At 29.2% G+C, this 20532-nt stretch carries 20 protein-coding genes and 1 tRNA gene; 2 read left to right on the top strand and 19 right to left on the bottom strand.

Features of this window, described 5'->3' with window-relative positions:
• The first annotated feature begins 6 nt into the window (after positions 1–6).
• Entirely contained in the window at positions 7–1734 is a 1728-nt protein-coding gene (locus GOM42_RS10335; RefSeq protein ID WP_011590967.1) for an NFACT RNA binding domain-containing protein, read from the top strand.
• A gap of 110 nt (positions 1735–1844) precedes the next feature.
• On the opposite strand, the gene GOM42_RS10340 is transcribed toward GOM42_RS10335, so the two are convergent.
• The 18 genes from GOM42_RS10340 to rsmH all read right to left on the bottom strand — a co-directional run bounded on the left by GOM42_RS10340 (position 1845) and on the right by rsmH (position 18883).
• Positions 1845–2972, bottom strand: a complete 1128-nt coding sequence (locus GOM42_RS10340; protein WP_003451545.1) for a class I SAM-dependent RNA methyltransferase — start codon at positions 2970–2972, stop codon at positions 1845–1847.
• A 19-nt stretch (positions 2973–2991) separates the two neighbouring features.
• On the bottom strand, positions 2992–3528 hold the full coding sequence (gene pyrR / locus GOM42_RS10345; protein ID WP_003451681.1) for a bifunctional pyr operon transcriptional regulator/uracil phosphoribosyltransferase PyrR: 537 nt from the start codon (positions 3526–3528) through the stop codon (positions 2992–2994).
• Between the two features lie 3 nt (positions 3529–3531).
• Positions 3532–4452 (bottom strand): RluA family pseudouridine synthase, encoded by a 921-nt coding sequence (locus GOM42_RS10350; protein ID WP_003458700.1) that lies wholly within the window; start codon positions 4450–4452, stop codon positions 3532–3534.
• Positions 4453–4589: 137 nt separating this feature from the next.
• Complete coding sequence (locus GOM42_RS10355; protein WP_110077225.1) at positions 4590–5216, bottom strand: DivIVA domain-containing protein; 627 nt, start codon at positions 5214–5216, stop codon at positions 4590–4592.
• Positions 5217–5228: 12 nt separating this feature from the next.
• Positions 5229–5990: a YlmH/Sll1252 family protein gene (locus tag GOM42_RS10360; protein ID WP_003475151.1), complete on the bottom strand. Its 762-nt coding sequence runs from the start codon at positions 5988–5990 to the stop codon at positions 5229–5231.
• Position 5991: 1 nt separating this feature from the next.
• On the bottom strand, positions 5992–6441 hold the full coding sequence (gene sepF, locus GOM42_RS10365; protein ID WP_003451474.1) for a cell division protein SepF: 450 nt from the start codon (positions 6439–6441) through the stop codon (positions 5992–5994).
• An 18-nt stretch (positions 6442–6459) separates the two neighbouring features.
• Positions 6460–7119, bottom strand: a complete 660-nt coding sequence (locus GOM42_RS10370) for a YggS family pyridoxal phosphate-dependent enzyme (RefSeq protein ID WP_003458739.1) — start codon at positions 7117–7119, stop codon at positions 6460–6462.
• A gap of 99 nt (positions 7120–7218) precedes the next feature.
• The gene (locus GOM42_RS10375) at positions 7219–7950 is read right to left on the bottom strand and encodes a DUF881 domain-containing protein (protein WP_110016137.1); all 732 of its coding nucleotides are present in this window, start codon (positions 7948–7950) and stop codon (positions 7219–7221) included.
• Between the two features lie 12 nt (positions 7951–7962).
• Entirely contained in the window at positions 7963–8301 is a 339-nt protein-coding gene (locus tag GOM42_RS10380) for a DUF1290 domain-containing protein (protein WP_003451069.1), read from the bottom strand.
• A 12-nt stretch (positions 8302–8313) separates the two neighbouring features.
• Positions 8314–9030, bottom strand: a complete 717-nt coding sequence (locus GOM42_RS10385; protein ID WP_003451626.1) for a DUF881 domain-containing protein — start codon at positions 9028–9030, stop codon at positions 8314–8316.
• A 13-nt stretch (positions 9031–9043) separates the two neighbouring features.
• A complete protein-coding gene (locus GOM42_RS10390; protein WP_003458747.1) occupies positions 9044–9790 on the bottom strand; it encodes an FtsQ-type POTRA domain-containing protein in 747 nt (248 codons plus the stop codon).
• Between the two features lie 157 nt (positions 9791–9947).
• A complete protein-coding gene (gene spoVE, locus GOM42_RS10395; RefSeq protein WP_003451300.1) occupies positions 9948–11072 on the bottom strand; it encodes a stage V sporulation protein E in 1125 nt (374 codons plus the stop codon).
• Between the two features lie 27 nt (positions 11073–11099).
• Positions 11100–12071: a phospho-N-acetylmuramoyl-pentapeptide-transferase gene (mraY, locus tag GOM42_RS10400; RefSeq protein ID WP_003458662.1), complete on the bottom strand. Its 972-nt coding sequence runs from the start codon at positions 12069–12071 to the stop codon at positions 11100–11102.
• A 49-nt stretch (positions 12072–12120) separates the two neighbouring features.
• Positions 12121–13482, bottom strand: a complete 1362-nt coding sequence (gene murF, locus GOM42_RS10405) for a UDP-N-acetylmuramoyl-tripeptide--D-alanyl-D-alanine ligase (RefSeq protein WP_011590968.1) — start codon at positions 13480–13482, stop codon at positions 12121–12123.
• Between the two features lie 12 nt (positions 13483–13494).
• Positions 13495–14949 (bottom strand): UDP-N-acetylmuramoyl-L-alanyl-D-glutamate--2,6-diaminopimelate ligase, encoded by a 1455-nt coding sequence (locus tag GOM42_RS10410; RefSeq protein ID WP_057231748.1) that lies wholly within the window; start codon positions 14947–14949, stop codon positions 13495–13497.
• Between the two features lie 94 nt (positions 14950–15043).
• Positions 15044–17263, bottom strand: coding sequence for a stage V sporulation protein D (locus GOM42_RS10415; RefSeq protein ID WP_011590970.1), 2220 nt, complete (start codon positions 17261–17263; stop codon positions 15044–15046).
• A gap of 187 nt (positions 17264–17450) precedes the next feature.
• A complete protein-coding gene (locus tag GOM42_RS10420) occupies positions 17451–17879 on the bottom strand; it encodes a septum formation initiator family protein (protein WP_003458745.1) in 429 nt (142 codons plus the stop codon).
• 71 nt (positions 17880–17950) lie between these two features.
• Positions 17951–18883 carry a 16S rRNA (cytosine(1402)-N(4))-methyltransferase RsmH gene (rsmH, locus tag GOM42_RS10425; protein ID WP_003451137.1) on the bottom strand — a complete coding sequence of 311 codons (933 nt, stop codon included), beginning with the start codon at positions 18881–18883 and terminating at the stop codon, positions 17951–17953.
• 357 nt (positions 18884–19240) lie between these two features.
• Here rsmH and GOM42_RS10430 point away from each other — a divergent pair.
• A tRNA-Sec gene (locus tag GOM42_RS10430) sits at positions 19241–19337 on the top strand.
• A 93-nt stretch (positions 19338–19430) separates the two neighbouring features.
• Here the strand turns inward: GOM42_RS10430 and ychF are convergent.
• Positions 19431–20528 (bottom strand): redox-regulated ATPase YchF, encoded by a 1098-nt coding sequence (ychF, locus tag GOM42_RS10435; protein WP_003451384.1) that lies wholly within the window; start codon positions 20526–20528, stop codon positions 19431–19433.
• Positions 20529–20532 lie beyond the last annotated feature (4 nt).

Raw genomic sequence — 20532 nt, forward strand, 5'->3', positions numbered from 1 at the left:
AAAATCATGGCTTTAGACGGTATTTATTTATATAACTTAATAAATGAATTAAAAGATTCATTAATAAATTCTAGAATTGACAAAATAAATCAACCTGAAAAGGATGAAATAATAATAAATGTACGTGGAAAGGAAAATAAAAAACTTTTAATTTCCTCTAGTTCCAAGTACCCTAGATTACATTTTACTACAATAAGTAAGAATAATCCATTACAACCTCCTGTTTTTTGTATGGTATTAAGAAAATATTTAACAGGTGGAAGAATAATTGACATATATCAACAATCTACAGATAGAATTGTTTCAATTGATATAGCCAATAAAGATGAAATGGGTTTTGATAGTGTATATACTTTAGTAGTAGAAATAATGGCTAGACACAGTAATATTTCTCTTGTAAGAAAGAGAGATAATAAAATTATGGAATCAATAAAACATATAACAGCAAATAAAAATAGTTTTAGAGTTCTATACCCTGGTGTAAGCTATGTATTCCCTCCTGCATCTGAAAAATTAAATCCTTTTGACTTTTCAAAGGAAGATTTAAAGATAGAATTAAGCAAAAATAATAATGAATTAGATGAAAAGATCTTTTCAAAGCTACTAACTGGTGTTGGTAAAAATCTTTCTCTTGAAATGTATTCATTATTTAAATCACAATTTGGAGATTCATATGTTTTTGATGATATATTCAATTTTATATGTAATTACTTTAATAACATATTTAAAGATATACAAAATATTATATTCTACAAGAATGAAAAAATTATAGATTTTTATTTTAAAGATCTATCTATTTTAGACCATTGTACTAAAGAAATTTATGATAATAGTAGTGAACTTTTAGATGCCTTTTTTGCTAATAAGGATAAACAAGATAGATTACATGCAAAAAGTGCAGATATTCAAAGATTAGTTAATACTAATATAGACAGATGCTTAAAAAAAATTAAGGTTCTTGAAAAAACCTTAGAAGAATGTGATAAAAAAGAGGAATTTAAGATTAAAGGTGAGCTTTTAACCTCTTATATTTATAGTATTAAAAAAGGAGATAAATCTGTTGACCTTTTAAATTATTATAGTGAGGATGAAGAATACCTAACTATTTCACTTGATGAAAATAAAACACCATCTGAAAACATTCAATTTTACTTTAAAAAATATAACAAATTAAAAAAAGCTGAAGAATCTGCCCTAGAACAATTAGCTATAAATGAAGATGAGCTTAAATACTTAAATTCAGTTTCCTCAAGCATACAGGTTGCAGATAACTATGAAGACATAGATGCTATAAAAAATGAACTTATAGAAACAGGATATATAAGATTTAGAAGAAATAATAATGGTAAAAAGAAAGAAAAACAATCTAAGCCTTATCACTATGTTTCTTCTAATGGAATAGATATTTATGTTGGTAAAAATAATATCCAAAATGATTATTTAACTTTAAAGTTTGCTGACAAAAATGATACTTGGCTTCACACTAAGGATATACCTGGTTCTCACGTAATTGTTAAAAGTTCAAATATTCCTGATAAAACCTTAGAAGAAGCTGCTAACTTAGCTGTTTTCTATAGTAAAGGAAAAGGTGGCACTAAAATTCCTGTAGACTATACTTTAGTTAAAAATGTAAAGAAACCTTCTGGTTCTAAACCTGGAATGGTAATATACTCAACTAACAAGACAGTTTATATGGATTCACCAAAGGAAATAACTTTAGAAAAACTTAAGTAATAAAATAAAAGTTACAAATAGATTCTACTAACTTCTGTACTAAACTAATAATTTATACAGTTATCTTTTCATTCTATTTGTAACTTTTTATATATTATATTCTTTTTAAATTACTTCTTTAAATTATTATCTAAATATTGATAGTAGTAGCATAAAAGTCTACCATTATAAAGCTTTCTGTTTTTAGTAGCTTTTCTACCAAACTCTTTTTGGAAATCTGGACATGCTGTTAGAATATTAAAATCCCAAGTATCTAACTTCTCTTTAACTTCTCCAAAGTGTTTATTTAATTTTGAAACTATTTCTTTTTCACCTATTCTCTCACCATATGGTGGATTTGTAATCATATATCCATACTTTTTCTTAGTTGAAAAATCAAAAAAGTTTCTTTTTTCTATAGTTATACAATCAGTTAATCCTGCTTTTCTTACGTTATTTTTAGCTGTACTTAATACCCAACTATCTATATCATAACCAGTTATATCTAAAGGAATTTTCTTTATAGATTTCTCTGCTCCCTCTCTAACTTGATCCCAAATTTCCTTATCCATTGAAGGCCAAGTTTCAGAAACAAATTTTCTATGTAATCCTGGAGCTATGTTTTTAGCTATCATAGCAGCTTCTATTAATATTGTTCCTGATCCACAACATGGGTCTATAAGAGTTTGCTCTCCTCTCCACTTTGAAAGTAAAACCATAGCTGCAGCTAGTGTTTCCTTAAGGGGAGCTTGCCCTGAGTGTTCTCTATATCCTCTTTTGTGTAATCCCTCTCCTGAAGTATCTATTGTTAAGGTAACCACATCTTTTAAAAGTCCAACTTCTATTTTATAAACTGGACCATCTTCTGTGAACCAATCTTGACCATAACTTCTGCTCATACTCTTAACTACGGCTTTTTTTACTATTGACTGGCAGTCTGGAACACTAAAAAGTTTTGACTTAACAGATTTACCAACAACATGCATCTTACCATCTACAGGTATATACTTACTCCAATCAATCTCTACAGTTTTATTAAATAACTCTTCAAAGCTTTCAGCTTTAAATTCAGCCACTTTTATTAAAACTCTATCTGCAGTTCTAAGCCAAAGGTTTGTTATGGCAATATCCATTTCATCCCCTTCAAAATGAACTCTTCCGTTTTCAGTTTTTAGGTCTTCATATCCTAACTCTTTTAATTCCTTTGCAACAACAGCCTCTAAGCCAAAAGTTGCAGTGGCTATTAAATTATAATCCATAAAAATTTACTCCTTAGTTCTAATTTTCATATATTTCAACTGAATCAGTTCCATCAATCTCTTTGATTTGAACCTTTATTATTTCATCCTTTGATGTAGGAATATTCTTTCCAACATAGTCAGCTCTTATTGGTAATTCCTTGTGTCCTCTATCTACTAAAACAGCTAACTGTATAAATTCTGGTCTTCCTTGATCCATTATTGCATCAATAGCTGCTCTAGCCGTTCTACAAGTATATAAAACATCATCAACTATAATAACCTTTTTCCCTCTTATATCCACATCTATTTTAGGATCATTTAAATTCGGTGTATCACTAACATTAGTTAAATCATCTCTGTATAATGTTATGTCAACACTAGCAACAGGAATTTTAACACCTTCAAACTTTTCTATAAACTCTGAAAGTCTCTCTGCTAAAGGATATCCTCTTCTCTTAATTCCAACAAGAACTATATCCTCTACCCCTTTATTCTTTTCTATTATCTCATGTGAAAGTCTTGTAAGCGCTCTTCTTATAGCATTTTCATCTAATAAACTTGCCTTAAGATGCATATTCTAACACCCTCCTAATTTCTCTACAATTTTTTCAAAGTACTCTGGCAATTCTGAGTCAAATTCAACATATTCTCCAGTAGTAGGATGAATAAATCCTAATGTTTTAGCATGAAGAACTTGCCCCTCTTGACTTAATTTCTTTTGTTTCTTTAAGCCATAAACAGTATCTCCAAGTAATGGATGCCCTATAAAGGCCATATGAACTCTTATCTGATGTGTTCTTCCTGTTTCTAAAGTACATTTAACAAGGGAACATGAATTAAATACTTTAAGAACTTCATAATGAGTAACTGCTCTCTTTCCATCTTTAACCACAGCATACTTTAATCTATCTCTATGGTGTCTTCCTAAAGGTGCATCAATTGTGCCACCTTCTTTTTTAAATCTTCCCTCAACAATAGCATAGTATTCTCTCTTTATGCTATGATCTTTAAATTGTTCTGCTAGTTTTTGATGAGCATTATCATTTTTTGCAACAACTAATATTCCAGAAGTATCTTTATCTATTCTGTGTACTATTCCAGGTCTTATAACCCCGTTTATTCCTGATAAATCATCACAATGATGTAATAATGCATTAACTAAAGTTCCAGTATAATTTCCCGGTGCAGGATGAACTACCATTCCCTTTGGTTTATTAACTACTATTACATCTTCATCTTCATAAACTATATTTAATGGGATATCCTCAGCTTCAACTTTTAATTCCTCTGGTTCTGGTATTTCTACCTCAACGCAATCTCCAACTGAAAGCTTATATTTTCCCTTTTCTGCTTTTCCATTAATTAAAATTTTTCCATCATCAAAAAGCCCTTGAATAAAGTTTCTTGAAACTCCATCTATTTTAAGAGCTAAAAATTTATCTGCTCTTATTCCTTTTTCTTCTTCAGTTATTTTTATTACTTCTTTACTTAAACTCATAGTTTATTTGCTCCATTCTAAAGTAAATATTTAAAGCTATATCTTAAATATTATATAATAAAATATTAAATTTCAACAATTAATTAAACAAAAAGAAAAATCTCACCTTAATCAAAGTGAGATTTTTTAATAGCTCTTTACTCTTCAGCAAAGAAACTTTTAATTTCATTTACATCATCAAAATGTGTTTCCACTTCATAGATGTCTTTAAGCTCAGTTTTTTCTTCTTTCTCTTCTTCAAAATCAATCTGTATGCCTTGTGGTTCTTCTGTTTCAGTTTGATCCTCTGGCTTAGTTATGTTAAAATTCTTAATAAAATCTTTCTCTAAATCATCAAAAGTATCTATTTGGAAGTTCATAAAGCTTCTAAACTTAGCTCTAAACTTTGTAAACTCTTGTTTAACTCTGTCATACTCATCATTGATTTGTATAACATCATTGTGAGCCTTATCTAATATTCTTTGAGCTGTGTCATTAGCACTCTTGATTATTACATCGGCTTCCTTTTGAGCATTAGCTTTTGCTTGCTCAGCTGTATTTTGAGCTAATAATAAAGTATTTTGAATTGTATTCTCAATTTTACTATAATGCTCTATCTTATCGTTAGAATTTTCAAGTTTCTCTTTTAAAACAGTGTTTTCTTTAAAAAGAATCTCATATTCTTCGACTATTTGGTCTAAGAATTCATCTACTTCCTCTGGACAATAACCTCTTAAAACCCTTTTGAACTCCTTGTTGTTAATATCCATTGGGGTTAATTTCATATAATCACACTCCTATGTATACTTAAATACTGTCAATTTTAATCTACCACTCTTCGTTGTCCCAAAAATATTACTTATTTTAAACTTTCCAATACCTCTTATGGTAAGTCTTGAATCTTCTGAAACTTCTTTGCTTTTATCTTTTGTTATTCTATAGTCTAGAAGAACACTTCCTGAATTTATAGCATCTAAAGCTTTACTTCTTGATATGTTCCCCAAGGCTGCAACTATACAATCTAACCTTTTAGAAGTTACTATTATATTTTTTTCTTCATAGCTAGGTTTAGGTATTTCATCTAAATCATAAATTATTTCACATTTACAATTAAGATTTCTTATTTTATTTAAATTATTAATTAAAAAGTCAATTATACTATGATGAACAGCAACATAGCATCCATCATCTCTTAAAATTAAATCACCTATTTTATTTCTATTTATGCCTAAAGCCATAATAGATCCTAAATAGTCCTTGTGCTCTAATTTTGAAAATTTAGTATTGCATTGAATCCTTAAAAGACTTATTGGAAACAAATCATATTCTTCCTTATTAAAGGCTATTACTCTTCTTTCTCCATCCTCAAAAAATCCAAAACTTTCAACATTTACATCAAATAAATTCATTTCTTGAAGAGTGCTCCATACATCTGGAGTATAAAACTCATCAGTAAATACTGAAATATTTTTTGTCCTAGCTAAATTAAATCTCTCAAAGAGTTTTAACGCTTCAAACTCTTCTAAATTTAATAAATTTATAAAATCTTTTTTATTCATATTATTTTGAAGCCCAGTTGAACATTCCTTTGTTGCTTAATTCACTCTTTAATTCATTGCTTACTTCAACATTTGAAGGTGATACTATAAATACTCCTTTTTCAACTTCTTGAAGTTCTCCACATAATGCATAACAAGCTCCACCAACAAAGTCTATTAATCTTTGAGCTGTTCTAAGCTCTAATGAAGTTGTGTTTATAACAACAATCTTTCTATTTTTTAATGCAGTACATATTTCAGTTGCATCATCATAAACTAATGGTTTAGTTATCATTAATTTAGCTGTGTTAGCTGTATGAATATTTACAACCTTACCATTTTTCTTAGAAGATAATACTGGAGCAAATGATTCTTCTTCCTCCATTACCTCTTCTTCTTCCATTACTTCATCTTCATCTTCGAATTCATCAAACCCTAAAAAACTTTTCATTTTACTAACTACTTTTGACATACACATATCCTCCTAATTTTATTTATATAATCTTTTGCCAAAAATTCCTTGGCCAATTCTAACCATATTGCTGCCTTCTTCAATAGCAATCTCATAATCACCTGACATTCCCATTGAAAGTATATCCATTTTTATATTCTTAAACTTTTTCTCTTTTAATTCACAAAAAAGCTTATGAGTTTTGCTAAAGTACTTTCTACATTCTTCTTCTGTTCCCTTTGGAATTATAGTCATAATACCTAAAACATTAACATTGTTACAAGCTTCTATAGCTTCTATAAGTTCATCTAACTCTTCTTCCAAGATACCATACTTTTGTTCTTCTCTTCCTATGTTAACTTGAATTAAAGTATTGGCAATTTTATTATGTTTACCATATACCTTTTCTATTTCTTTTAATAATTTAATACTATCTAATGATTGTATAAGATGAACTTTATCAACTATATACTTCACCTTATTAGTTTGAAGATGTCCTATTAAATGCCATTCTACATCTTGGTGAAACTCATCAAATTTTCTTATTATTTCTTGAACCTTATTTTCACCAAATTTTCTAATACCAAATTCATAGGCCTCTTCCATTTCTTCAATAGTTCTTGTTTTAGATACAGCAATAAGTTGAACGTTACTTGGAATTTTTTCTGTAAATTTTGTTAAATTTTCTTTTATATCCACTTTTACTGTCTCCTTTAATTATATATTACATTATATTCTTCTTTATAGGAATAGAAAATCCTTCTTTTTTGTACAAATTTTTTACAAAACATAGTTCTTTTACTTTGTATTAGGTTCCATATACTTAGAATTCATATCACTTATATATGCTGGCATAGTTATGTCGTCACTCTTAGTTATTTGAACATTTATTCCTCTATTCATAAGAGTTTTAATATAACTTCCGTCTCTCATAATTTGATTCTCCATTTTTTCTGGATCACCTATAACATTAACATAAAAAGGAGCTGGTATTTTAACTCCATTCATTCGTAAAAACTGTCCTCCACAATATATCTCTGTATTATATATTATTCTTTGGTTATTTATAGATATTGCCTCTGCGCCTGCAGCTTTAAGTTCATTTATAACTTTTATCATATCATCATCATGAATAGTTCTTAAAAGTCTCATGAAATCATCAACTACTTCTCCACTAAAAGCTTCTCCACCATCCTCTAAAACTATTTTTAAACCTGGTCCTTTAGCCTCTTCTAATCCAGAAAGCATTAAATTATTATTTAACTCTTCTATCATATCCTTTGAAATTTTATTGCTATCCTCATCATTCTTTGAATAATTATTTATCTTCTTTTGTAGTTCTCTATTATTTTCCTTTAACTTTGATATTTCATTATAAAGATTGTTACGTTTATTATATGCCTCTTGATATTCTTTAGCATTTAACACCTTTGTAGTTTCTATTCCATCAAAACTTATATTCATAGATATTAAAAGTCCAACTATAACGGAAGCTGTAAATATAAAAATAGTAAATTCTCTATTTTTCAAAGCATCACCTCTTTATCGTTCTTTGCTTTTATCTAACAATATCCTTCTTATAGCTGCAAAGTTATTAAATATTCTACTACCAAATACTATTACAGCTGCAAAATATAGTGGTATCCCAAGTTTATCACCTAGATATGCTAGTAAAGCTGCTAAAGCTGCATTTCCAAAGAATCCTGATATAAAAACATCAGCTTGAAATTCTTTCTTTAAACTAGCCTTTATAGCTCCAAAAACAGAATCTAAGCATGCAACTATGGCTATAGATAAATATGGGGAAAACTTATCTGGTATGCTTCCTGGAAATATAACTCCTATTATTATACCTACTAAAAGCCCAATAAATACTATCATTCAATCACCTTCCTAATCAACCTTTTTTAAATATTCAGAAGATAGGTTTTGAGTAGTCTTAGGTATTGTAATTGAATCTTTCTTCTCATATTTATAATCATAATTACCTCCTAATACTCCATAGTCCATTTCCCCTGGGAAATCAATTCCTTTTATTAAGTTATCTTGATTACCAATAACCTTTATTGTTAGCTTCTCCTTTGGAGAAATTCTTTCATTATTTCCTATCCATATAAAGTTGCTAGCATTCTTTATTCCTGTCTGAGGAGTTATTCTAATATCATTAACTGCAATAGCTTCTGCACCTGAGAAAGCTAATAAGTTTAATATATGAATTATCTCCTTTTCACTTATATATTCAGGATCCTTTGAAGTAAGCAATGGAGATTTAGGTGTTATGGATAAAATTATTCCTGGCCCCTTAACCTCTTCAGTTCCTAAAATCATTCTTGTTTTATCTAATTGCTCTTTTATTTTATTATTTACATCCCCTTTAGATGCTGCTGCATCCTCCATTTCTTTAAGCCTCTTATTTAAAGAATCATTATTCTTTTGAAGCTCTTCTTTCTCCTTCTTAAGACCGTCTATCTCTGCCATTATGTCATTTTGGTTATAATTTTCTATTATATTTTTCTCTTTATTATTTATAATTTTAAATTGGTAGGTTAATAAAAACCCTAACAAAGCACAAACTATACCTATAATAATTTGTGAAGACAACTTCTTCAAAAAGCACTCCTCCTTACTTTTCTTTATATATTACAGGATTCCCATTAAAGCTTATGTTTATATATCCCTTTTCAAAATTTCCTGCTGGATCATTTAATATATTAACCATCTTAGTTAACTTATCACTTAATTTATCTGAATTTCCTAAAAGTATTTGAACCTCGCCCTTATTTATAACAATATTATTAAGGTTAGATATATCTACAGAGTTTACTTTTATTTTACTTTTATTTAAAGCTTCTCCAATCTCTTTTAAAACCTCAACTTTATCCTTATCTGTACTCATAGGTTCCCCTAAGAATCTGTTTTCTACAGTTAATCCAGTTACTGTAGGCAATTGTAGCCCTTCTTCTGAATTTTTCTTCTCCATTATGACTAAATTTTCATTTAAAACATAAAAATCAGTACCCTCATTAACAATAAATGTAGCATTTCTTTCAACTACATTTATACTTAATTGATCTGGAAGCTTTCTTGATATTTTAACGCTTTTTACATATGGATTACTTAATATTTTTTTCTTAAGAGCAGAAGTATTAAGCAAGAATATATTTTGATTTAAAATATCATTTTCTCCTATTACACTCTCTTTAGTTATAACATTATTATTATTAACATTAACCTTTTTTATATTAAAATAAGGTGTCTTAATTAAAATTAATCCTAATATAACAATAAGTATTATACTAACTAAGATAATTTTTTTTCTTGTCTTTTTTCTTTTCTTTTTTTGTATATATTCATTTATGTTCGTACTCATATTACTCCTTATTTCTTTATTTTGCATTTCAATAACAATAATATCATTTTACTAGATTTTTTTCATTAAGTTTTTAAGAAAATATTACTAATAGTAAAAAATTACTATTAAAATTATGAATACAATTTAATAAAAAATAAAGGCGTATAAAACGCCTTTAATCAATCTTTTTATTTCTTTGTCTTGATATATTAAGAAGAATTCCCATAGCCATTAAGTTAAATACAAGTGCAGTTCCTCCATAACTTATAAATGGAAGTGGAACTCCTGTAACTGGCATTGAACCTGTTACAACGGCAATATTAATTATGGCTTGTAATCCTATAATAGAAGTAATTCCTACTGCTAATAAAGTTCCATATTCGTCTTTAGCACTCATTGCTATTTTTATTCCTCTATAAACAAATATTACAAATAATAATATTACTACTGTACACCCTATTAACCCTAACTCTTCTCCTATTATTGCGAATATAAAGTCATTATGTGGCTCTGGCATGTATAGAGTTTTTTGTCTTGATTGTCCTATTCCAAGTCCAGTAACTCCTCCTGCTCCTAAAGCATAAAAGGATTGTATAAGCTGATATCCATCACCAGCTGGATCTTTCCAAGGATTAATAAAGTTTAAAAGTCTTCTTCTTCTATAATCCTCAAATAAAGTAAAGAATGAACCTGCAAATAAAATTATTGGAGTTATTACTCCAAACATAAATCTTTTTCTTGCACCTGCAACAAAAACCATTATAAATGTAACAAAGCCAGTTACAGCTGCTATACTAAGGTTTTTCTGAGCAAGTATAAGAGCTGCAAATCCTCCCCCTATTACGAAACAAGGAACTATTCCCTTCCAAAACTCCTTAATCTTCTCACCTTTATTGGTAATCATATGAGCTAAGATTATAACTACCGCATATTTTGCAAGTTCTGATGGTTGGAAAGAAAGTGGACCTAACTTTATCCATCTTTGTGCTCCCTTGGTTGCTGGGAATGCATAAACAGCAACCAATAATATAGGAGTTATAATAAGTAGTATTCCTGTTAATTTTTTAAGTTTATGATAATCACATCTTGATATAAATATCATAGCTATGAAACCAACTACTGCAAATAAAGCCTGCTTTTTCAAAAAAGCTGTACTATCATTATAGTTAACCATAGCAAAATATGAACTGGCACTATAAACCATGACCACCCCAATAGCTAATAAAATAACTATTGTATATAAAAGTCCATAATCCAATGGGTTAATATTACTCTTTTTAGTAGTCTTTTTTTTCTTCATTTAAAAACCTCCTATTTTAGGAATTTTCTAAAGTGAAGCAAAAGCAATGAAGCAAAATACTACTGTTATTATAGAAAATACAGAAACTATCTTTGTCTCACTCCAACCTAGTTGCTCAAAATGGTGATGTATAGGAGCCATTTTAAATATTCTCTTACCTGTAAGCTTGAATGAAGCAACTTGTAATATAACTGAAAGTGTTTCTATTACGTAGATAATTCCTATTAACACTAGTATTAAAGGCATTTTTAGTATTAATGCCACCATTGCTACAGCTCCTCCTAAAGCAAGAGAACCTGTATCTCCCATAAATACTCTAGCTGGGAATGCATTAAATCTTAAGAAGGCAAGTAATGCACCTGCTAAAGCAACACAGAATATTGCTAAACTTATGTGTCCTAAATTATAACTAATTATCCCTAAAAATGTAGTTACTAAAACAGTAACTGATGTAGCTAATCCATCTAATCCATCTGTTAAGTTTACCGCATTTGTTACCCCTGCAAAGTAGAACATTACAAAAGGTATATAGAATAATCCGAAGTTAATTTGCCCATTTAAAAATGGTATATTAATGCTAGTTCCTATATATTTATAAGCATACCAAGTTAAAAATCCTGATACGATTAATAATAAAATCATTTTTTGTCCTGATGTTAATCCTTCATTTTTCTTCTTGATTATCTTTAGTAAGTCATCTAAAAATCCTACAAAACCAAATCCTACGAAAGAATATAAAGCTATCATAGCCTCATCTGTTGGATTTCCAACCATAATAAACATTGTTATAATAGTTGCAAAAATAAATATTAATCCACCTATAGTTGGAGTTCCTGCTTTTTTTAAGTGACTCTTTGGTCCCTCTTGTCTTATATTTTGTCCAAATTTAAGTTTATGTAGTAGTGGAATTATAATAGGTCCTAATATTGATGCTACTATAAAACTTATTACTATTGCCATTACTATCTTTGGATCTATCATTGACTTTAAAATTTCCATAAAATTCTGCTACTTAAACTATTAAGCAGCTTCACCTCCTTAGTTCCATTTACTTTTCTAATAATGCTTTAGTTATTTCTTCAAATTTTAAACTTCTAGATGCCTTAACTAATATAATATCTCCATCACATATAATGTTAAGTAAATCTTTTATTAGTTCTTCTTTATTTTCATATACAGTGCATCCTTCTCCATATCCTTCTTTAATATTTTCTGAGAAGTCACCAAAACAAAGTACTTTTTCTATTCCATTTTCCTTTGCATATTTACCTATTTCCTCATGAGCTTCCTCTGATTTATGTCCTAGTTCTCTCATTGTTCCTAAAACTGCTATTCTTCTCTTTCCTTCTATGTTTTTCATAACATCTATAGCTGATTTAACAGCTACTGGACTTGAATTATAGCAATCATTTAAAATTGAAAATCCATCTTTTTTTATAAGCTCTAATCTCATTGAAGTAGCTTCAATATTTTTTAATCCCCTTTTCATTTCTTCAAAGGAAACACCTAATTCTTTTGCTATAGCAATTCCTAACATTAGATTGCTTATATTATGTTCTCCTGGCATATCTAAAGAAAACTCTTCTTCTTTTTCTCCATCATAAACTGTAAATTTAGATGAAAGTTCTTCTAAAGCTATATTTTTAGCTCCTATCTTAAAATTTTCTCCAACTCCAGTTTTAACTATTTTATATTCAGCCTCAGGTAAGGCTCCTAAAAAGTCATCATTTCCACAAACAACAAGGGTATTGTTTTTATCAAAGAAAGTTGCTATTTCCATCTTAGCTTTTAATATGTTTTCTCTAGTTTTTAATATTTCTATGTGAGAAATACCTATATTAGTTATAATACCTAAATCAGGTGATGCTATTTCTGCAAGCTCTTTAATTTGTCCAAGACCTCTCATTCCCATTTCTAAAATAGCCACATCATATGTGCTATCTAATTCTAATATCATTAGAGGTAATCCTATTTCGTTATTAAAGTTTCCCTTTGTTTTAAAAACCTTATATTTATAACTTAAAACAGCAGCCACTAAATCCTTAGTAGAAGTCTTTCCCGCTGAACCAGTAATACCAACAACCTTTAATCCTAATTTTTCTCTATAAAACTTAGCTAAATCCATTAAGGCTCTTCCAGTATTTTGAACCTTAATTAAAGCCACATCCTCTTTTAACTCATTTAAGTCACATTTAACTTCATCAACTATAGCAATTTTAGCACCTTTATTAAATGCATCTAAAACATAGTTATTTCCATTAAAATTTTCACCTTTTAAGGCAATAAACATAGTTCCTTCTTCAATTTTTCTTGTATCTGTTGATACAGCCTTTATTTCTTTTACATCAGCTTCTTTTAATAAAGCTCCCTTAGTAGCTTTTACAATCTCTTGTAAATTTAACTCTAGCATTTTTTAACACCTCTACTTGCCTTCTAAAATATCATATACAACTTCTCTTTCATCAAAGTGTATTGTTTCATCCTTTAGTATTTGATATGTTTCATGTCCTTTACCAGCTATAACAATAACATCTCCCTCTAAAGCCATATTCATTGCTTTTCTTATAGCTTCTTTTCTATTAACTTCAATAACAAAGTTATCATAATTAAGTGGTTTTACTATGTCATTAATTATATCCATAGGCTCCTCACTTCTTGGATTATCTGAAGTAATTATTGCAATATCTGATAATTCACATCCTATTTTACCCATTTGAGGACGCTTAACCTTATCTCTATCTCCTCCACAACCAAATACAGAAATCATTCTATTTTTAGTAAAGGCCTTTACTGTACTTAAAATATTTTCTAATCCATCTGGTGTGTGTGCATAATCTATTATTATGCTATAAGGTAAATTTTTCTCCTTTGCTACTAACTCACATCTTCCTGGTATAACCACATCACTTAATCCTTCTTTAATTTTATCCATTGGAATATTTAAGTTATATGCACATATTATACAACCTAATGAGTTATATATATTATATTCTCCAGGAATGTTTATAGAAAATTCTTCTATACTTTCTAAATTCACCTTAAATTCTGAACCATTTGAGTGACTTTTAATCTCAAAAGCCTTAAAGTCTGACTCTTTTTCAATTGAAAAAGTAGAAACCTTAGTCTTTAATCCTCTTTCTTCTATATCCTTAACTATATTAGCTCCATATGGATCATCTAAGTTTATGATACTATGATTACTTCTTTCAAAAAGCTTAAATTTAGCATTATAATAGTTTTCAAAGGTTTTATGAAAATCTAAATGATCTCTAGTTAAATTAGTGAAAATTCCTTCTTCAAATTGAATTCCATATACTCTATCTAACTCTAGAGAGTGGGATGAAACTTCCATAACGCAATATTCTACTCCAGCATCAACCATATTTTTAAATAGCTCATGAAGTTCGTAAGATTCTGGTGTAGTTCTTACTGCGTCTACTTTTTTATTTCCTATATAGTTTGCTATGGTTCCTATTAAACCTGTCATAAATCCTGCCTTTTCTAAGATAGATTTAATAATAAAAGCAGAAGTGGTTTTACCGTTAGTTCCTGTTATTCCTATTATTTTAAGTTTATCCTTTGGATTTCCAAAATAATTTGAAGACATTATTGCTAAGGCTTTTCTAGTGTCTCTAACCTTTATTATTGTTATGTCTTCTTGAACACTTACATCTTCTTGAACTATTAATGTCTTAGCTCCTTTTTTAATAGCATCACCAATAAAGGAATGTCCATCTACTTTAAAGCCTTTTACACAAACAAAGGCATCCCCTTGTTCTATTTTTCTGTTATCATATCTTATATTTTGTACTTTTGACTCTTCATTACCTTTTATAACTTCATAATCTAAGCCCTTTAATAAACTTTTAAGAATCATTTTTCTCACTCCTTAAATACTATGCAATAAACAAGCGTTAAATTCACAAAATACTAGCATGTGAAATTACTCACATGCTAGTTTTTAACTATCATTATTTCTTATCTAATTTAAATTCTATTGATGTACCACTTTTAACTACATCACCTTGAGCTACACTTTGTTCCTTAATAACTCCCTCTCCTGCAAAAGTACCCTTTAAGCCAATTTTGTTTAAAATTTCCTTTGCTTTTTCCATGGAAAGTCCATTAAAATCTGGTACTACAACATCTTTATTATAATTTGAAGTAGTTTTAGTGTAAAGTTTAATTTCATCTCCCTCTTTGATTGTATATCCCGGCTTAGGATTCATATCAACTACAGAATTCCCACCATCTTCTACAGAATATTTTATATTATCTTTATCTAAAATAGCTTTAGCCTTATCTAAACTCATACCTCTAACTTCTGGCAGAATCTCTTCTTTTGATTTATTTTTGTCTATCTTTGAACTATCTAATTCCATATAGTTAAATATATCACTAAATAAATCATGAGCTAATGGTGCCGCTACTAATCCTCCAAAGTATTCCCCCTTTGGATTATCTACAGATATTAAAACTGAAACTTGTGGATCATTATATGGAGCAAATCCAGCAAAGGACGCTACATACCCTGCACCATATCCTCCACTAGCCTTAACCTTTTCAGCTGTACCAGTTTTACCTGCAATTCCATATCCCTCTATATAAGCTCTCTTAGGAGATCCAAAATGAACAGTTTTTTCTAGAGCCTCTGAAACTCTCATAGCTGTTTTTTGATCTATTATATTATCAATCTTTTTAGGTACAAAAGTTTTATCCACTACTCTTGCTCCACTTGTATCTTCATGGCTTATTTCCTTCATTATATGAGGTTGTATCCATGTTCCTCCATTAGCAATTGTGTTCATAGCTGCCATCATTTGAACTGAACTAGCACTATCTGTTTGACCAAATGATATGGTTGCAAGTTCTACTGGACCTATTTTATCATTTGGCAATACTATACCTGTTGTTTCTCCAGGTAAATCTATTCCTGTCTGCTTACCAAATCCAAACTTTTCTATATATTCATTTAATTTTTCTTTTCCAAGTTTTTGACCTATGTCCATAAACCCAACGTTACAAGAGTTTTCTAATATCTGGTCAAAAGTTTCAGTTCCATGCCCATCTGGCTTCCAACATTTTATATAAGTTCCAGATACATTTTTTCCACCTGGACAAAAATATGTTTCATTTCCACCTGCTATCCCTTCTTGTACGGCAGCTGAAGATGTTACCATTTTAAATATAGATCCTGGCTCAAATGAATTTGATACGGCATCATTTTTCCACATATTTTCCATCTTTTCAGTTTTATCTTTACCAGGGAAATTTTCATACCCTTTATAAGGTTCATTAGGATTATAATCTGGTTTATTAGCCATAGCTAATATTTCTCCATTTTTAGGATTCATAACTATTATACTAACCCCATCTGCTTTATATTCTTTTTTTCCTTCTTCTGCAACTTTTTCTGCAAAATATTGTATAGTTTCATCAACGGTTAGTGTGACATCTTTACCATCCACAGGCTTTGCAAATTCAGAATTTGAATAAGGTATTCCACTACTATTTCTTGCAACTTCTGATATTCTCATTCCTGGTAAACCTGATAACTCCACATTATATTCACGCTCTATACCACCTTGACCTATACCATCTGCATCAACTCTTCCTAATACTTGAGCTAAGAAATTATTATCTGGGTAATATCTCTTTGTATCCTGTGAAACTATTACTCCTCTTATCTTTAAATTCTTAGCACTATCAGCTTTATCTTTTTCTATCTTTCTAATTAAAGTAACAGAAGTAGCTGGCAATCCTGATGGTAAAGTGCTATTTATCTTATCATATACCTCTTCTTTAGGCATATCTAAAACAGTACCTAGCTCCCCTGCAATTTTATTAAGCTTTTCTTTTTTTGTATCATCTGTATCATCTTTAGTAAATGTATCTTCTCTTAAAGTTTTAAGATCTAAATCCACTCTATAAACATTAGCGCTAACAGCTAATTGAGCTCCATTTCTATCTAGTATTTCTCCTCTTTTAGCACCTATCTTTATTTCATTTTTCCATTGTTCTTCTGCCATTGAACCATATTCTTTATGCTTAAAAATCATTACGTATGATAATCTTAAGGTTAATACTCCTAGTAATCCCCATACTACTATCATGGTCCAATATGTTCTTCCAAATCTAAGCGATTTTGTTATTTTATAATCTTTAAATCCTTTGTTTTTCTTCTTTTTCACCCTTAGCCCTCCGTAGTAAGTTAAATAAACTGAGTTCCCTCTTTGAAATTCACTTTATGAAACTTTAAAGTTCTACTAAATTTATCATATTATCTAATTAAAATTAAATTTATAAAATTGTAGCCCTTATAAAAAATTATGGATGTACTCTTAAAATAATAATAAAAGTACATCCTAATTTATTCCCCTATTGCTTACCTTCAGTAGCTTGGCTTTCGCCTAACTTAATCATATTTTCCTTAGTTGGTAATATCATTTTTAATTTATTTTTAGCAGTTTCCTCTATTTTGTCTAAAGAACTTGCCTTTAATATTTGAACCTTCAAAGCTTCATTTTCCGTTATAACAGAATTTATTTCTTTATTTAATGAGTCCAATTGTTGCTGAGTTTTATAAACTTTTACATCTCTACTTATTGTTATCCCACCAACAACTAATATTAGAAGTACTATTTGATATACACTTTTTTTTATTTTTTTATCTTTTTGCTTTTTTCTTCTTTGTTGTTCGATTTTTTTCTTTTTCTTGTCATAGGTTTCTTTACTTGGTATAGTTTGTTCTTTTCTCTGTGGTTTAAGCGCTGAACTACCATTATAATCAAACTCTTTTACAATCATCTACAATCCCTCTCCAATTATTTTTATTCCCCTTACTTAAAAATCTAATAAAGCTATCTAAATATATCATCTTATAATTTTTCTATTATTCTTAACTTAGCACTTCTACTTCTTGGATTAAATTCTAGCTCTTCCTTGCTAGCTTCAATAGGTTTTCTGCTTATAAGCTTAACTTCTGGTTTTCTATTACAAACACATACAGGAAACTCACTTGGACATGTGCATGGATTAGCCAATTCTTTAAATGTATTTTTAACAATTCTATCTTCTAATGAGTGGAATGTTATTATTGCCATTCTTCCACCTTTATTAAGTTTCTTAACTCCATCTAAAATAGTCTTACTTATAATTTCAAGTTCCTTGTTAACTTCTATTCTTATAGCTTGGAATGTTCTTTTAGCTGGATGTGGTCCTTCTCTTCTAGCCTTTGCTGGAATTGCGGCTTTAATTATCTCAACTAATTCCAAAGTAGTTTCTATATTTTTCTCTTCTCTATTTTTAACTATGAAACTCGCTATTCTTTTAGCAAATTTTTCTTCTCCATATTCTTTGATTATTCTATATAATTCCTCTTCTGAATATGTATTAACTATTTCATATGCTGAGAATTCATTTTCTCTATTCATTCTCATATCTAAAGGAGCATCTTGCATATAACTAAATCCTCTTTCTCCATTATCTAATTGATAAGAAGAAACTCCTAAGTCCATAAGGATACCATCTACTCCATCTATGCCTAAATCTGTTAATACATCATATATAGCATAGAAATTACTATGAACATATGTAACATTTTTATAGTCTTTCAATCTTTCTCCAGCAGCTTTTAAAGCATCTTTGTCTTGATCGAATCCTATTAATCTACCATCACTTGATAGTCTTTTTACTATTTCACTTGAATGACCTGCACCACCTAATGTGCAGTCTACATATATACCATCTTCTTTTATATTTAAAGCATTTATGCACTCATCTAGCAAAACCGAAACGTGTTTAAATTCCATATAAATACTCCTTAAATTTTTAATTACTTATCATCATTTGATTTTCTCAATCATATTATATACTGTATAATATAGCTTAATAGCTTTAATTTATCATGCTTAATTTTATTAATAAACATTTTTAAACGTATTTATTATAAACATTATGTAAATTATTATGCCTCTTACTAATTTACACTACAATACAATGCTATTGCAACCATTTTCCCATTATATATTATATTTTATTATACATTATTCTATAAAAAATTAAAAATTCCTTTCAATATTCAGGATTTATAAGTTTATATAATTAAAATATTCTTAGAAAAAAATTTGACATTATACTTATTTTGATGTAAAATTTTAAAATATTATGGGAATAGATAGGGGCTGGTGTCTCTACAGGTCTTCAAAACCTAGTTATGGTGCTAATACCATCATGGGTGGGTTCGATTCCCACATATTCCCGCCATAAAGAAAAAGAGCTATCTGAAGAAAACTTCAAATAGCTCTTTTTTTGTCTAAAAATACTGTTTAAATTTGATGATAATTTTTTTCTTTTATATTATACGTTGAATCTGAAGTTAACTATATCTCCATCTTTCATTACGTATTCTTTACCTTCTAATCTGTAAACACCTTTTTCTTTAGCAGCTGCTTCTGAACCACATTCTACTAAATCATCATAAGAAACAACCTCAGCTCTTATGAATCCTCTTTCTATATCAGAGTGAATTTTACCTGCTGCTTGTGGAGCTTTAGTTCCTTGTTTTATTGTCCAAGCTCTAACTTCTTGTACCCCTGCAGTTAAGTAACTCATTAATCCTAATAATTTGTAACTTGCTTGTATAAGTTTATCAAGACCTGATTCTTCTAATCCATACTCAGATAACATTTCAGCTTTTTCTTCTTCATCTAATCCTGATAATTCCTCTTCAAGTTTAGCGCAAACAACCATGATTCCTGAATTCTCAGTTTCAGCATATGCTCTAACTTTTTGAACATATTCATTATCTAAGTTTCCTTCCATCATATCATCTTCTGATATGTTACAAGCATATAAAACTGGTTTTGAAGTTATTAAGAATAAGCTTTTTACGAAAGCTTCTTCATCTTCAGTAGCTTCTAAAGTTCTAGCTGGTTTATTTGCTTCTAAGTGAGCTTTTAATCTTTCCATTACATCATACTCAAACTTAGCAGTTTTATCACCTGATCTTACTAACTTCATAGTCTTTTCCATTCTTCTTTCAAGAACATCTAAGTCTGCAAAGATAAGTTCTAAGTTTATAGTTTCTATATCTCTTATTGGATCTACAGAACCTTCTACGTGAACAACATTCTCATCGTCAAAGCATCTTACAACATGAACGATAGCTGCAACTTCTCTTATGTGTGATAAGAATTTATTTCCTAATCCTTCACCTTTACTAGCACCTTTAACTAATCCTGCTATATCATAAAACTCTATTGCAGTATATACTTTTTTCTTTGTATTATATATTTTTTCTAAAACATCTAATCTCTTATCTGGTACACTTACAACACCTACGTTTGGTTCTATTGTACAGAAAGGATAGTTTGCTGATTCAGCTCCTGCTTTTGTAATAGCATTGAATAATGTACTTTTACCAACATTTGGTAATCCAACCATTCCTAATTTCATCTAT

The sequence above is a fragment of the Clostridium sp. 16K-1-R1 genome (assembly GCF_023921145.1).
In the GTDB taxonomy this organism is placed as follows: Bacteria; Bacillota; Clostridia; order Clostridiales; family Clostridiaceae; genus Sarcina; species Sarcina perfringens.

Bases quoted from the DNA above. Each gene is read 5' to 3' on its own strand.
- GOM42_RS10410 (WP_057231748.1), bottom strand. From the start codon at position 14,949: ATGATTCTTAAAAGTTTATTAAAGGGCTTAGATTATGAAGTTATAAAA.
- spoVE (WP_003451300.1), bottom strand. From the start codon at position 11,072: ATGAAGAAAAAAAAGACTACTAAAAAGAGTAATATTAACCCATTGGAT.
- GOM42_RS10380 (WP_003451069.1), bottom strand. From the start codon at position 8,301: ATGATAGTATTTATTGGGCTTTTAGTAGGTATAATAATAGGAGTTATA.
- pyrR (WP_003451681.1), bottom strand. From the start codon at position 3,528: ATGCATCTTAAGGCAAGTTTATTAGATGAAAATGCTATAAGAAGAGCG.
- GOM42_RS10360 (WP_003475151.1), bottom strand. From the start codon at position 5,990: ATGAATAAAAAAGATTTTATAAATTTATTAAATTTAGAAGAGTTTGAA.
- GOM42_RS10355 (WP_110077225.1), bottom strand. From the start codon at position 5,216: ATGAAATTAACCCCAATGGATATTAACAACAAGGAGTTCAAAAGGGTT.
- GOM42_RS10340 (WP_003451545.1), bottom strand. From the start codon at position 2,972: ATGGATTATAATTTAATAGCCACTGCAACTTTTGGCTTAGAGGCTGTT.
- GOM42_RS10420 (WP_003458745.1), bottom strand. From the start codon at position 17,879: ATGATTGTAAAAGAGTTTGATTATAATGGTAGTTCAGCGCTTAAACCA.
- murF (WP_011590968.1), bottom strand. From the start codon at position 13,482: ATGCTAGAGTTAAATTTACAAGAGATTGTAAAAGCTACTAAGGGAGCT.
- GOM42_RS10390 (WP_003458747.1), bottom strand. From the start codon at position 9,790: ATGAGTACGAACATAAATGAATATATACAAAAAAAGAAAAGAAAAAAG.
- GOM42_RS10335 (WP_011590967.1), top strand. From the start codon at position 7: ATGGCTTTAGACGGTATTTATTTATATAACTTAATAAATGAATTAAAA.
- GOM42_RS10350 (WP_003458700.1), bottom strand. From the start codon at position 4,452: ATGAGTTTAAGTAAAGAAGTAATAAAAATAACTGAAGAAGAAAAAGGA.
- sepF (WP_003451474.1), bottom strand. From the start codon at position 6,441: ATGTCAAAAGTAGTTAGTAAAATGAAAAGTTTTTTAGGGTTTGATGAA.
- mraY (WP_003458662.1), bottom strand. From the start codon at position 12,071: ATGGAAATTTTAAAGTCAATGATAGATCCAAAGATAGTAATGGCAATA.
- rsmH (WP_003451137.1), bottom strand. From the start codon at position 18,883: ATGGAATTTAAACACGTTTCGGTTTTGCTAGATGAGTGCATAAATGCT.
- ychF (WP_003451384.1), bottom strand. From the start codon at position 20,528: ATGAAATTAGGAATGGTTGGATTACCAAATGTTGGTAAAAGTACATTA.